Source organism: Plantibacter sp. CFBP 8804 (genome assembly GCF_014841225.1).
Taxonomy (GTDB): domain Bacteria; phylum Actinomycetota; class Actinomycetes; order Actinomycetales; family Microbacteriaceae; genus Plantibacter; species Plantibacter auratus.
The window spans coordinates 41,734-54,859 of sequence record NZ_JACYTU010000003.1; the positions used below are offsets into that span (position 1 = coordinate 41,734).

Below are 13,126 nucleotides of genomic sequence, written 5' to 3' on the forward strand. Positions count from 1 at the left end.
GGTCGTCAGTGGAGTTACTCACCAGAAAGAGAACATGTGGCGGGTTGGACCCGCACACCAGCCGACCGCAATATGAAGGCATAGAGATTCTGGGAGCGCAAAGAACAACTATAGGACGGAATCTTCGGCGTGTCTACTCTTTCCTTGACGAGTTTTCGACTTTCCGGTATAACCGCCGCGTCGCCCCCGGTGTTCCCGTCAACCCGTGCTGAACCGCAGGCGCTGACCGGGCCGGAGTTGCGCCAGGAGGTCGCGGTCCGCGACACGCACGACCGCGACGACCGGATACCCGCCGGTGACGGGGTGGTCGGCCGCGAGGATCGTCGGCAGACCGCTCGGCGGCACCTGGACCGCCCCGGCGACCATGCCCTCACTCGGCAGTTCACGACCGGGATCGAGTCGCTCGAGCGGCGTCCCGTCGAGGCGCATCCCGATGCGATCGGCGTCGGCCGTCACGATCCACGGCTGCTCGACGAGACGCTGCAGGGAGGCGGCGTCGAACCAGTCCCGGCGAGGTCCCGGCGAGACCCGTATGAGCCGCTCCCCGGTGACGGGCCGCGTCCACGGTGCGATGTCGAGCGGAGGGACGCGGCGGCGCGGGGTGGGGAGGAGGACGAGTCGATCGCCGCCGACGACCGGTGCCGGGCCGAGGCCGGCCAGGGTGTCGGTCGACCGCGAGCCGAGGAGCTGCGGGCCGTCGAAGCCGCCGCGGACGGCGAGGACGTATCGGAGCCCGTGGGTCGCCACGCCGAGTTCGAGCCGGGAGCCGGCCGCCAAGCGGACGGCGCGGTGTCCGTCGACCGGTCGGCCGTCGACGGTGATCGGACCCCAGGCGCCGGTCACGGCGATCCAGAGGTCGACGTCGGGGACGGCCATGAACGGGCCGAGGACGACCTCGAGCGCCGCACGGCCCTCCGGGTTGCCGACGAGACGGTTGGCGAGGCGCAGGGCGCCGCGGTCGAGCGCGCCGGACGGGCTGACCCCGAGGGCCGCGGCGCCCGGTCGACCCAGGTCCTGCACGGTGGTCGCCGGTCCCGCCGCCTCCACGAGCAGGGTCCCGCCCATCATGCGGCGACCTGCACGAAGCGGACCCGACCGCCCGGGACGAGGAGGGCGGGCGGGTCCGCTGCGTCGTCCCACAGGACGGCGTCGGTCGTCCCGATGATGCGCCACCCGCCCGGGGAGGCTCGCGGGTAGACGCCGCTGAACGTCCCGGCGAGCGCCACCGAACCGGCGGGGACGGTCGTCCGCGGCACGCTCAGGCGCGGGATCTCGAGCGGCGGGCCGATCGCCTCGTCCTCCCGCTCCGGCACGAGGTACGCGAATCCCGGCGCGAAGCCGCTGAAGGCGACGGTCCAGGCGTGAGCGGTGTGCCAGGCGATGAGACCGTCGGCGTCCATGCCGAGCAGCGCCGCCGTCTCGGCGAGGTCCTGGCCGTCGTAGCGGACGTGGATGAGGACGTCCGGCCGCCCCACCTCCTCTTCGACAGGGCCCGTCGAGCCTCCCGCGCCGGGTGCGAGCGCCCGTTCCGCGGTCGCGAGCAACCAGGCCCCCACTGCGGCGAGCGCCGGGCCCCGCGCGTCCGTGACGGCGAGCACGGTCCGGGCTGCCGGGACGAGGTCGACCAGGCCCGCCGGGCGTGAGGCGGCGAGCGCCCGGTGCACGAGCAGGACGTCCTCGAGCGATGCGAGTTCGAGGAGTACGGCCTCCTCCCCCATCGCTCGGAGCAGGGGTCCGGTGGAGGTGTCCGCATTCACCACGGCGCGACCAGCTCGACGCCGGCGTCCAGCAGGGCGGCCCTGACCGCCGTGGCGAGCGACACGGCTCCCGGGGTATCGCCGTGCACGCAGAGCGAGACCGCGTCGAGTTCGACGTCTGGACCGTCGACGCTGGTGATGCGTCGGTCGAGGACGAGGGAGACGGCCCGGCGGACGGCCGCCGTCTCATCGGTCAGCAGCGCCCCGGGCGCGTCGCGCGGGACGAGCGAACCGTCGGAGCGGTAGCCGCGGTCGACGAAGGCCTCCGCGACGAAGCGGAGTCCGGCGGCGAGGGTCTCGCGTTCGATCACGGAGCCGGACATCCCGAGCACGGGAAGTGGTCGCCCGAGCTCCTCGGAGGCCGTGACCACCGCCCGGACGACCGCGCGCGCCTGGACCCGGTCGTGCGCGATCCGGTTGTAGAGGGCACCGTGCGGCTTCACGTAGGCCAGCCGTGCGCCGGCCCCGTCGGCCTCGCCGACCTCGTCGACCTCGTCGACCGCTCGCTGCAGGGCGCGGAGCTGCTCCAGGACCTCGGCCTCGAGCACCTCGGCCGGTACGTCCTGGTCGCGTCGACCGAAGCCCGCCTCGTCCCGGTAGGAGGGGTGGGCGCCGAGCGACACCCCGTGGGCCGTCGAGCGGCGGACGGCGTCGCGCATGGACGCGTCGTCCCCGGCGTGGAAGCCGCAGGCGATGTTCGCGCTCGTGATGAGGGCGAACATGGCGTCGTCGTCGGCGGTCGGCGCACCGCGCCAGACCTCGCCGAGGTCGCTGTTGAGGTCCGCCTGCGCCACGGCCGCACCCCTTCCGCTCCGCCTCCCACCACTGCGGGAAAGTCTAGGGTGGGGGTATGGACGAGGCACAGGTACGACTCGGCGTCAGCGGATACCTGGCCAGGATCGAGGCCGACCGCTTCGTGCCGGGCACCTATCAGCTGGTGGTCGACGGCACGCCGCAGTCGCACGTCAACCTCGATCAGCCCGAGGAACTCTTCTTCGAGTACATCCAGCGGATCGGTCACATCATCGACGAGATCGCCGATCCCGGTCAGCCGATCACGGCGGTGCACCTCGGTGCCGGCGCGCTCACCCTCCCCCGCTACGTGGAGGCGACGAGGCCGGGCTCGCGGCAGCAGGTCGTCGAACTCGAGCGCGAACTCATCGATCTCGTGCGCGAGCACCTCCCCTGGTCGAAGCGCGCCCAGATCCGCGTCCGCTACGGCGACGCCCGCGAGATCGTCGCGAAGCTGCCGCCAGGCCTCCGCGGCACCGTCGACCTCGTCGTCGTCGACATCTTCAGCGGCGCCAACACGCCGGCCCATGTCACGAGCACCGAGTTCTACGCCTCGGCGGTCGAGCTGCTGTCGCCGACCGGCGTCATCGTCGTGAACGTCGCCGACGGCCGCGGACTCGCGTTCGCCCGCGGACAGGCCGCGACGCTCGCCGACTCCGTGTCGCACGTCGCCGCCCTCGCGGAGACGCAGATCCTGAAAGGCCGCCGCTTCGGCAACGTCGTCCTCGTCGGATCGAACACCGCCCTCCCACTCGACTTCCTACCGAGGCTCCTCGCGGCCGGACCCCACCCCGCCAAGGCGGTGGCGGGCGCCGAGCTGCGCGCCTTCATCGCAGGGGCACAGGTCGTCACGGACACGACCGCCGTCCCCTCCCCGAACCCCGCCCAGGGCATCTTCCAGACGAAGAGCTGACCATGGCCACCACGCAGACGCCGCGACGACGGGGCTTGCGTGCGCCCGCCTCGCTCACCACCCTGCTCGCCGCCACCGCCCTGGCGCTCGTGGCCTGCACCGACGGGGAGCCACGATCACCGGGCACAGCCTCCCTTTCACCTTCCCCCGCGCCGAGCGCGTCCGCGTCGACGCCTACATCCGCGATTCCAACCGGACCGGTCGCCCCGACCGGTGAGGCCACCACGGTCGTCGGCGGCCTCGACGCGCCCTGGTCGATGGTCCGACTCGCCTCGGGCAGCACGCTGGTGAGCCAGCGCGACGCGGGCGACGTCCTCGAGGTCGTCAGTGGCGGCGCGGTGCGGCAGGTCGGCGTGGTCCCCGGGGTGGCCGCGGGAGGCGAGGGCGGGCTGCTCGGGCTCGCCGTCCTCGCCCCGGCGGGATCGGAGACCACGGAAACCTGGCTCTACGCCTACCTGACGACCTCGTCCGACAACCGCATCGTGCGGTTCCCGCTCACGGGAGCGGCCGGGTCGTACGCGCTCGGCGGCGTCGAGGAGGTCCTCGTCGGCATCCCCCGGGCCGGGAACCACAACGGCGGACGCATCGCGTTCGGACCGGACGGCATGCTCTACGCCACCGCGGGTGACGCCGGTGACCGCAGCCTGGCTCAGGACGTGGACAGCCTCGGCGGGAAGATCCTGCGGCTCACACCCGACGGTGCGGTGCCGGGCGACAACCCGTTCCCGGGGTCGCCCGTCTACTCCCTCGGCCACCGCAACCCGCAGGGCATCGCGTGGGATCGCGACGGCGGCCTGTGGGCGAGTGAGTTCGGGCAGAACACCTGGGACGAGCTCAACCGGATCACCCCCGGTGGCAACTACGGCTGGCCGGTCGCCGAGGGCATCGCCGGAGCACCGGGCATGATCGACCCGGTCGCGCAGTGGGCAACGGAGGACGCGAGCCCGAGCGGTCTCGCGATCATCGACGACACGATCTTCATGGCCTCGCTCCGTGGCGAGCGCCTGTACGGCATCACCGACGGCGTGCACGTGCCGGCGGGGAGCAGCGCGCTCGTGGGCGTGATCGACGCGGTGCCCTACCTCGTCGGCGAGTTCGGACGGATCCGCGACGTCGTGGCCGGCCCGGCGGGGACCGCCTGGATCCTCACGAACAACACCGACGGCCGCGGTTCGCCCGGAACCGAGGACGACCGGATCGTCGAACTCCCCCTCGCCCCGCTCGCAGCCCGCTGAAGGTCCACCGCCACACCTGTGGGTCATCCCGCGCCTGCGGTCCGGTGTCGGTCGCCGGGAGTACCATCCAGGCATGGCAGAACTCAGTCGGGTCACGGCGTGGGCACAGGCGCTCATCGTGCTGCACCTCGACCCGACGGTCTGGACCTTTGGCTTCGACAACGCCAAGCGACGCGCCGGCCTGTGCAACTTCACGACGAAGCGCATCACCGTCTCGCGCTATCTCGCTGCACGCTACGACGACGACGAGATCCACCAGATCCTCCTCCACGAGGTCGCGCACGCCCTCGCAGGGGCGCGCGCCGGGCACGGACCCAAGTGGCGCAAGGTCGCCGAGGAGATCGGCTACGAGGGCTCGCGTCTCCACGAGGGCCAGACGGCCGACGAACTCGCCCCGTGGGTCGGCACCTGCCCCTCGGGCCATGTCCTCTACCGGCATCGGCGCCCGAGCCGGGCGACCTCCTGTGGCAAGTGCTCGCGCTCCTGGGACGAACGCTTCCTCCTCAGCTGGGTGCACCGGGAGGTCACGCCGGCCATGCGGCGTCGGGCGGCCGCGTTCGACGGCTCCACCCAGCCCGAACCGGGCACCGGGTCATGACCGCCGGAGCGGTTCCCACCGACAGCTGGATCGCGCTCCTGCGCGGGGTCAACGTCGGCGGCGTCACGATCCGCTCCGCCGACCTCGCCGAGGTGTTCCGATCGGCCGGGTTCTCGGGAGTCCGCACCGTCCTCGCGAGCGGCAACGTCGTCTTCGACGACCCCGAGCACGTGCCCGGCGAGACGTCGCACGATGCACGCGGTGCGCTGAAACGGCGCATCGAGCGGTCGCTCGCGGAGGCCTTCGGTTACGAGGCGTGGATCGTGCTCACGCATCAGCGCGCACTCGCCGACGTCATCGAGGCCTACCCCTGGCCGGAGGCCGAGCAGGTCCAGCCGTACGTCATGTTCTCCTCCGAGCAGAGGTCGCTCGACGCCCTGCTCGCGTTCTCGGCGGGAGCCGGGGAGCAGCCCGACCGCGTCGCACCCGGCGACGGCGTCCTCTACTGGGAGGTCCCGAAGGGGTCGAGCACCGACACCGCCTTCGCGAAGGAGTCCTCGAAGGCCCGGTTCAAGCCGCACGTCACCACGCGCAACCTGCGGACGCTGCGCAAACTCCTCTGAGCAGGCTGTTCCGCGGCACTGGCGCAAGCCCCTGCGAGGTGCTCCACGGTGGCGTACGCTGAATTGATCAGCTAGCTGCACAATTCTGGAGGCACCGTCATGACCGGCACCGATTCACCCACCACCGCGGACCGCGTCCGGCAGATCGCCGTCGCCGTCAGCGCGGTCCTCGCGATCATCGGCTCCTACATCGGGTCGGGAGCCGCCGGGGGGACGCAGGTCCAGAACGCGGCGAACGGCGCATTGAGCGCCTCGTCGACGCCGATCGCACCGGACGGGCCCGCGTTCTCCATCTGGAGCGTCATCTACCTCGGGCTCGTCGCCTATGCGGTCTGGCAGTTCCTGCCCTCGCAGACGACCCGTGAGCGCCACCGTCGTCTCGGCTACTGGGTCGTGGCGAGCCTGCTGCTGAACGCGGCGTGGATCCTCGTGGTGCAGGCGGGCTTCCTGATCCTGAGCGTGTTCGTGATCATCGCCCTCCTGGGTATCCTGGCCCGCATCTTCGTGCTCGTGCTCCGGACCAGGCCGTCCGGCGTGGTCGACACGATCATCACGGACGGCACGATGGGCCTCTACCTCGGGTGGGTGTGCGTCGCGACGGCGGCGAACATCACCGCTGCGCTCGTCGGATCCGGGATCGGGACCGCGGACGGCCCGGCTGCCGGTGTCTGGGCGATCATCGTCCTCGCGGTCGCCGGCGCGGTCGGGATCCTGCTCGCGGTCGTCGGCCGTGGACGGATCGCCCCCATGCTGTCGCTCTGCTGGGGGCTCGCGTGGGTGGCCGTGGGCCGATTCACCGGCGAACTGCTCTCGACCGAAGCCGGGGTCACGGCACTGATCGTCGCGGTCGTGGTGGCCGTCGTCACCGTGGTCGTCCGGGTCTCGCGGGGACGCGACCGAGCAGCGCTCGTCGGCGCCTGACGCTCCGTACGCTCGACGGCCGCGGCGCTACTCGCCGGTGCGGCCGTCGAGCTGTTCGCGGAGGACGTCGAGGTGCCCGAGATGCCGGGCCGTCTCCTCGATCATGTGGAGCTCGATCCACCGCAGCGTGAACCGCTGGTCGTTGCCGAGGCAGACATCGTCGAGCTGATACCGCGACGCCACCTCGCGGGACTCCGCACAGGCCGCCTCGTAGTCGGCGATGATCTCGGCCAGGCTGTCGTCGGCCGTGACGCGCCATTCGCCGTCGGGGTCGTCGTCGGTCCACCGCGCCGGGACGTTTGACTGCCCGTCCATGTCCTCGCGGAACCAGCTGCGCTCGACATCGGCGAGGTGTCGGATGACGCCCGAGACGGTCGTGATGCTCGGCAACAGTCGCTTGGCCGCGAGCTCGTCGGTGAGTCCGCGTGCCTTCCAGACGATGCTGGCACGCTGCAGATCGAGGAAACCCTCGATCGTCTCGCGCTCGCCACCGCGCTCAGGCGGCTGCGGACGGTCGCCCCAGTCGGCCATCAGTCGACGACCTCGACCTCGTTCCCGAAGGCGACGTAGCCGGAGAAGTCCTTGCCGACGCGGTCGAACGCGGTCGGATACGGGGTCGGGTACGACCAGGCCACATCGGGCTTGACCTCGCCGCCGTCGGTGACGCCCCAGTACTGGGCATCGCCCTTCCACGGGCAGTGGTACTGGGTGTCGGTCTCGACGAAGCGCTCGCGGTTGAGGCTCGACGGCGGGAAGTACCAGTTGCCCTCGATCTTGATGAGCTCCGATTCGGGGGCTTCGGCGAGGACGGTGGTTCCGAGGAGTGCGCGCATGCGCCGAGACTACGCCCGGAACACGGCTCCGTCCAGGACCGGGACGACGCTTGACACGTCGACCTCGCGTGCCGCCTGCACGTGCTGTGTGGCACCCGCCTGCGCGAGCTGCTGGGCGGTGGCGGACGCGGACAGCAGGTGCCCGACGCCGTTGCGCAGGCCCTCGTACGCGGCGGCAGCGGCGGCCGCTTCCGGTGAGGTGAAGTCGATGCCGCGGAGCCCCAGCGCCTCGATCACGGCACCGGCCCCGAAGAGGTCCTCGACGGCGAACCGGGTCTCGGCCGTGTCGTCGAGTTCGCCGACCGCGATGACGACGATGCTGGTGCGCCGACCGAGCTCGGCCTGCTTCGCGATGATCCAGTCCGCGACCGCCGACCGGTTGCGCAGGCACCCGGCGACGACCGTCGCACCCGCGTCGGCGAGGAGCGTGGCGATCTGCGCCGTCTCACCGCGGTCGTCCAGCTCGGCGACGGCGACGGTCTCCCCGCCGCTCACGCGCTGCTCGACGGAGGTCGTCGCGTGGAGCACGTCCACGACGACCGCGACGTCCGCCGTCTCGACCCGCCCGGCTCCTGCGACGCCCCAGTCGAACCTGACCTGGTACTTGGTCTGGGCGAACGGCGGGTGGACGGGCGGCGGTGTGGCGGCTGCGGTACTCACCCGTTCATCGTATCCAGGCGCACCCATCCACCCCACGAGTGTTGCGTCCGAAGACCTCCGTGGGGGGTGGTCGCCAGCGCGGTGCGCTGACGCGAGCGCGGGTCATCGGACGTGAGCGCGGGCCTCCGGAGGGGCGCGCTCACGCGCCAGACCCGCGGTGACGTCAGCGCACCGCGCTGGCGCAAGGGCAGGGGGTCAGCGGGAGGCGGTGGGGAAACGACGGTCGTCGGGGTGGGGCGGACGCATCTCGGTGCGGATGAGCTCGAAGTCGTGACGACTGAGCTCGAGGAACCCCCGGCGGAGCTGGACACCCCAGTTCCGGGTGAAGCTCGTGAAGTCGAGGAGCGCGAGCATCGGACGGATGGGCGCCTCGACCGCGTCCGGGTACCAGTCGACACTCCGCCGCCAGGGCCGCCAATCGGCACCGTCCGGTCGCGGCACGGCCGCCTGGTAGACGGTGTCGTCGGAGACCCGCCCGATCGCGGTGAACGCCTTGAGCGGCTCGCCGTCCGGAGTGCTGACCCGCGGCGAGTAGTACACGAAGCCGTCGGACTCGCGCATCTGGTCGAGACCGCCGCGCTGCCCGTGGTTGATCTGCACGAAGCCGTAACGGACGCCGAGGACGACGTGATCCCGCTGGATCACGCCCAGCCAGTACCGGATCGCCATAGGCACAGTCTTCCCTACCGGCGCACCCCCTGCAGCCGCCGAGCCGCACATGCGACACTGAGGCATGCGCGTGATGCTGAAACTCGTCCTGGACTGTGATGTCGACGTCGCCTGGCGGGCACTCCGTTCCCCGGCCGTCCTGCGGGAGCTCTACAGCCCCGTCATGGGACTCGAGGCGCTCGACGCCGACGGGTTCCCGACCATCTGGGAGCCGGGAGCGCACCGCGTCCGCGTGAAGGCCGCCGGCGCGATCCCGGTCGGCGACCAGATCATCGACCTCGAGTTCATCGAGCGCCGCGACGGCACCCGCATCCTCCACGACCAGGGCGACCCGGTCAGCGGGCCGCTCAGCAAGCTCGCCGGGTGGGACCACCAGATGGCGGTCGCCCGCGACAAGCACGACCCGACGAAGACCCTGTACCGCGACCGACTCGTGATCACCGGCGCGATCGCCCCGCTCTACTGGTACCCGCTGTGGGCGACGTGGCAGTGGCGCGGTGCCCGCATCAAGGCGCTCGCGCCGAGCTGGGCCTACGACCCGCCGCTCCCCGGCGATGAGGAGGACGACGAGGTCGGCGCGACGGTCGAGGGCGCCATCTGACGCCTCGCCGTCCGGAAGCCCGGCCGGCCGCGCGTCAGCGCTGAGCCGCCTCGCCCCAGTGCGTCGACTCGCCCGCGGGTGCGACCGTGCGCGGGACACCCGCGGCCGACGACCGCAGCACCTCCGGCAGGAACCGGTCCGGCATGTTCTGGAACGCGACCGGCCGCAGGAAGCGGGTGATCGCGGCAGTCCCCACCGAGGTGCTCGAGTCGTTCGTCGTCGCCGGCCACGGTCCGCCGTGCTGCATGGCGGGCGTGACCGCGACCCCGGTGGGCCAACCGCCGAACAGCACCCGGCCGGCGTGCGCCGAGAGCTGCTGGACGAGCTCCACGAGGTCGTCGCTCGTCTCGTCGGCACCGGCGTGCAGGGTGGCCGTCAGGTTGCCCTCGCAGAACTCCGGCACGAGCGGTGCGAACGCCGTACCGGCCGGGACCTCGACGAGGATCGACAACGGACCGAAGGCCTCGTCGAGCAGGGCGTCCCGACCGGCCCGCAGCGCGTCGAGTGAGACCGCGACGATCGTGGGGGTCGCCCAGCCGTCGCCGTCCTCGTCGACCCGCAGCGAACCCTCGGCGATGACCCGCACGCCGTCGGTGCCGAGGATGGTGTCTCGCCTCGCCTCGTACCCGGCCGTGATGCGGTCGTTCAGGAGTCGGTGCTCGGGGACCGCGGCAGCAGCCTCACGGATCGACTCGTCGAGCCCCGCGCCGTCCGGCAGGTAGACGTAGCCGGGCTTCGTGCACAGCTGACCCGCCGAGCCCGCGACACTCGTGACGAATCCCGTCGCGATGGCCGTTGCGGACTCGTCGAGGGCGGTCTGCGTCACGAACACGGGGTTGACGCTGCCGAGCTCGCCGAAGAACGGGATCGGGATGGGGCGCGCCGCCGCGAGGTCCGCGAGGATCCGGCCGGCCCGCAGGGAGCCCGTGAAGGAACCGGCCCGGACGCGCTCGTCTTGCAGGGCGACGACCCCGGCCTCCTGGCCGATGATCGTCTGGAAGACGCCGTCAGGAGCGCCGGACGCGCGGAGCGCGGCCTCGACGACGGCCGCCGTCGCGAGCGAGAGCCGCGGGTGCCCGTCGTGCACCTTGAGGATCACCGGGCATCCGGCCGCGAGGATCGACGCGGTGTCACCACCGGCGACGGAGAAGGCGAAGGGGAAGTTGCTCGCCGCGAAGTTCACGACCGGGCCGAGCGGCACGAGGACGCGGCGGAGTTCCGGGCGCGCGCCGAGCGCGAAGTCCGGGTCGGCCTCGTCGATCCGGACGTCGAGGTAGGAGCCGCCGACGATCGTCTCCGCGAAGAGCCGCAGCTGCACGGCGGTGCGGAGGAGCTCGCCGCGGAGCCGGGCCTCGGCGAGACCCGTCTCCTGCATGCCGACGGGGACGAGCTCGTCCGCGTGGGCCTGCAGGGCGTCGGCGACGGCGACGAGCGCTCGCGCACGGGCGTCCGCCGGCGTCGCGGCCCACGCGGATGCCGCCGCGGCGGCTCCCCGAAGGACCTCCTCGAGCTGCTCGGGGGTGGTCTCAGCGATGGTGGCGTCGGGGGCTGGCGTGGTCGTCATGTGATCCTCCGGGATCGTGGTGTGGTTCAGAACTGGAAGCCGGTCGGGAACGGATCGGCGGGGTCGAGGAGGTAGGAGCCGATACCGGTGACCCAGGCCCGACCGGAGATGGTCGGGATGACGGCCGGCCTGCCCGCCACCGTCGTCTCGGCGATCAGCCGGCCGGTGAACCGGCTGCCGATGAAGGACTCGTTGACGAAGTCCTGGTCGAGCGGCAGCTCACCGCGGGCCCAGAGCTCGGCCATGCGCGCCGAGGTGCCGGTGCCACAGGGCGAGCGGTCGAACCACCCCGGGAAGATGGCCATCGCATGCCGGGACAGCACGGCGTCGGATCCCGGCGCGATGAACTCGACGTGATGGCAGTGGTCGAGGCCGGCGATCTCGGGGTGCACGGGCGGCGCCTGCTCGTTGATCGCCGCCATGATCCGCAGGCCCGCGTCGAGGATGTCCTGCTGACGGTCGCGGTCGAAGGGCAGGCCCACGTCGTCGAGGTCGACCATCGCGTAGAAGTTGCCGCCGAACGCGAGGCTGTACGGCACGGTGCCGAGGCCCGGCACCTCGATCGTGGCGTCGAGGCGGTCGACGTAGCTCGGGACGTTCTCGATCGTCACGCGGTCGGCGTGCCCGTCGCTGACGTCGACCCGCGCGATCACGAGTCCGGCGGGGGTGTCGAGCCGGATCGTCGTGACCGGCTCGACCACCTCCACCATGCCGGTCTCCACGAGGACCGTCGCGACCCCGATGGTGCCGTGCCCGCACATCGGCAGGCATCCGGACACCTCGATGTACACGACGCCCCAGTCGCAGTCCGCACGCGTGGACGGCTGCAGGATCGCCCCGCTCATCGCCGCGTGACCGCGTGGCTCGTTCATGAGGAAGAGCCGCAGGTCGTCGAGGTGCTCCATGAAGTGCAGGCGCTTCTCGTTCATGGTCGCGCCGGGGATCACGCCGACCCCGCCGGTGACGACGCGGGTCGGCATGCCCTCGGTGTGCGAGTCGACCGCACTGATCATGCGGGAGGACTTCATGGTGTGCCTCTCAGGACTGGTGGTCGTGGTCGGGGTGTCGCGTCGGCCGCCAGGCTCAGCGTGCCGCGAGGTAGTCGAGTGCGCGACGCGTCTGCATCGTGACCTGCTCCGTCTGGAGCGCGTTCAGCGGACCGCGCGGCGGACGCGTCGGACCACCGTAGCTCTCGCCGGCGATATCGATCGACAGCTTGATGGCCTGGACGAACTCCGTCTTCGAGTCCCACCCGAAGACGGGCACGAGCTCGCGGTAGAGGGTGCGGGCCTCGTCGACACGTCCCGAGGTGACGAGCGTGTACAGCTCGACGGCCTCGCGCGGGAAGGCGTTCGGGTAGCCGGCGAACCAGCCGACCGCGCCGGCGACGAGGGACTCGAAGAGGAGGTCGTCCGCCCCCGCGATGACGTCGAGGTCGGTCTTGTCCTGGATCTCGAGCACACGACGGATGTCGGCCGAGAACTCCTTCACGGCGACGACGTGCTCGAGCTTGGCGAGCTCGACGAGCAGGTCGGGCGTGAGGTCGACCTTCGTGTCGATCGGGTTGTTGTAGGCCATGATCGGCAGGCCGACCTCGTCCACGCGGCTGTAGTGCTCGATGACCTCGTCGTCGTTCGCCCGGTAGATGGTGGGCGGCAGGAGCAGGACGCCGTCCGCGCCGTCCTCCTTCGCGTACTCGGCCCACTGCTGGGCCTGGTGCCAGCCGACGCCGTGCACCCCGGCGACGACGAGGCCGCGGTCGCCGACGGTGTCGACCGCGACCTGGATGACCTTGCGACGCTCGGCGTCCGTCAGCGACGAGTACTCGCCGAGCGAGCCGTTCGGGCCGACGCCGCGGCAGCCGTTCTCGATGAGCCAGTTGCAGTGCTCGGCGAAGCGGTCGTAGTCGACGGCGAGGCCTGCGGGCGCCGAGGCGTCCTCCTTGAACGCGAGGGTGGTCGCGACGATGACGCCGCCGAGGTCGAACTGCTTGGCCATGGGTGGTTCCTTTCCGAGGGAG

At 71.6% G+C, this 13,126-nt stretch carries 16 protein-coding genes; 6 read left to right on the forward strand and 10 right to left on the reverse strand.

The window, feature by feature from the left end; all coding sequences use genetic code 11:
• Positions 1-198: 198 nt before the first annotated feature.
• The 3 genes from IFU11_RS08305 to IFU11_RS08315 are packed head-to-tail and all read right to left on the reverse strand — an operon-like array spanning position 199 to position 2,551.
• Positions 199-1,068, reverse strand: a complete 870-nt coding sequence (locus IFU11_RS08305) for a biotin-dependent carboxyltransferase family protein (RefSeq protein ID WP_192018651.1) — start codon at positions 1,066-1,068, stop codon at positions 199-201.
• A complete protein-coding gene (locus IFU11_RS08310) occupies positions 1,065-1,760 on the reverse strand; it encodes a 5-oxoprolinase subunit B family protein (protein WP_371742745.1) in 696 nt (231 codons plus the stop codon). Before IFU11_RS08310 ends, IFU11_RS08305 begins: the two co-directional genes overlap by 4 nt.
• Positions 1,754-2,551, reverse strand: a complete 798-nt coding sequence (locus IFU11_RS08315; RefSeq protein WP_192018652.1) for a LamB/YcsF family protein — start codon at positions 2,549-2,551, stop codon at positions 1,754-1,756. The genes IFU11_RS08310 and IFU11_RS08315 overlap by 7 nt, the downstream gene beginning before the upstream one ends.
• Positions 2,552-2,607: 56 nt before the next feature.
• Here IFU11_RS08315 and IFU11_RS08320 point away from each other — a divergent pair, with 56 nt between their 5' ends.
• From IFU11_RS08320 to IFU11_RS08340, 5 genes are all read left to right on the forward strand, one after another.
• The gene (locus IFU11_RS08320) at positions 2,608-3,462 is read left to right on the forward strand and encodes a spermidine synthase (protein WP_192018653.1); all 855 of its coding nucleotides are present in this window, start codon (positions 2,608-2,610) and stop codon (positions 3,460-3,462) included.
• A 2-nt stretch (positions 3,463-3,464) separates the two neighbouring features.
• A complete protein-coding gene (locus IFU11_RS08325) occupies positions 3,465-4,697 on the forward strand; it encodes a PQQ-dependent sugar dehydrogenase (protein WP_192018654.1) in 1,233 nt (410 codons plus the stop codon).
• A 73-nt stretch (positions 4,698-4,770) separates the two neighbouring features.
• Positions 4,771-5,295: a SprT-like domain-containing protein gene (locus tag IFU11_RS08330; protein WP_191940605.1), complete on the forward strand. Its 525-nt coding sequence runs from the start codon at positions 4,771-4,773 to the stop codon at positions 5,293-5,295.
• Positions 5,292-5,858: a DUF1697 domain-containing protein gene (locus IFU11_RS08335; protein WP_191940604.1), complete on the forward strand. Its 567-nt coding sequence runs from the start codon at positions 5,292-5,294 to the stop codon at positions 5,856-5,858. The genes IFU11_RS08330 and IFU11_RS08335 overlap by 4 nt, the downstream gene beginning before the upstream one ends.
• A gap of 99 nt (positions 5,859-5,957) precedes the next feature.
• A complete protein-coding gene (locus IFU11_RS08340; RefSeq protein WP_192018655.1) occupies positions 5,958-6,779 on the forward strand; it encodes a TspO/MBR family protein in 822 nt (273 codons plus the stop codon).
• A gap of 27 nt (positions 6,780-6,806) precedes the next feature.
• Here IFU11_RS08340 and IFU11_RS08345 read toward each other — a convergent pair whose 3' ends face one another.
• The 4 genes from IFU11_RS08345 to IFU11_RS08360 form a co-directional block, all read right to left on the reverse strand.
• Entirely contained in the window at positions 6,807-7,310 is a 504-nt protein-coding gene (locus IFU11_RS08345; RefSeq protein WP_192018656.1) for a DinB family protein, read from the reverse strand.
• A complete protein-coding gene (locus IFU11_RS08350; RefSeq protein WP_085510219.1) occupies positions 7,310-7,612 on the reverse strand; it encodes a DUF427 domain-containing protein in 303 nt (100 codons plus the stop codon). The genes IFU11_RS08345 and IFU11_RS08350 overlap by 1 nt, the downstream gene beginning before the upstream one ends.
• Positions 7,613-7,621: 9 nt before the next feature.
• Complete coding sequence (locus tag IFU11_RS08355) at positions 7,622-8,272, reverse strand: 2-phosphosulfolactate phosphatase (protein ID WP_194644069.1); 651 nt, start codon at positions 8,270-8,272, stop codon at positions 7,622-7,624.
• A 195-nt stretch (positions 8,273-8,467) separates the two neighbouring features.
• Entirely contained in the window at positions 8,468-8,941 is a 474-nt protein-coding gene (locus tag IFU11_RS08360) for an EVE domain-containing protein (RefSeq protein ID WP_192018658.1), read from the reverse strand.
• 73 nt (positions 8,942-9,014) lie between these two features.
• Between IFU11_RS08360 and IFU11_RS08365 the strand changes: the two genes are divergently transcribed.
• Positions 9,015-9,542 (forward strand): hypothetical protein, encoded by a 528-nt coding sequence (locus IFU11_RS08365; RefSeq protein ID WP_229940281.1) that lies wholly within the window; start codon positions 9,015-9,017, stop codon positions 9,540-9,542.
• 34 nt (positions 9,543-9,576) lie between these two features.
• On the opposite strand, the gene IFU11_RS08370 is transcribed toward IFU11_RS08365, so the two are convergent.
• Genes IFU11_RS08370 through IFU11_RS08380 form a run of 3 tightly spaced genes read right to left on the reverse strand, consistent with a single transcriptional unit; the run spans position 9,577 to position 13,104 of the window.
• Positions 9,577-11,106, reverse strand: a complete 1,530-nt coding sequence (locus IFU11_RS08370) for an aldehyde dehydrogenase (NADP(+)) (protein WP_192018659.1) — start codon at positions 11,104-11,106, stop codon at positions 9,577-9,579.
• 26 nt (positions 11,107-11,132) lie between these two features.
• Entirely contained in the window at positions 11,133-12,134 is a 1,002-nt protein-coding gene (locus IFU11_RS08375) for a proline racemase family protein (RefSeq protein ID WP_079705225.1), read from the reverse strand.
• A 55-nt stretch (positions 12,135-12,189) separates the two neighbouring features.
• Complete coding sequence (locus IFU11_RS08380) at positions 12,190-13,104, reverse strand: dihydrodipicolinate synthase family protein (protein ID WP_191940598.1); 915 nt, start codon at positions 13,102-13,104, stop codon at positions 12,190-12,192.
• Between the last annotated feature and the right edge of the window lie 22 nt (positions 13,105-13,126).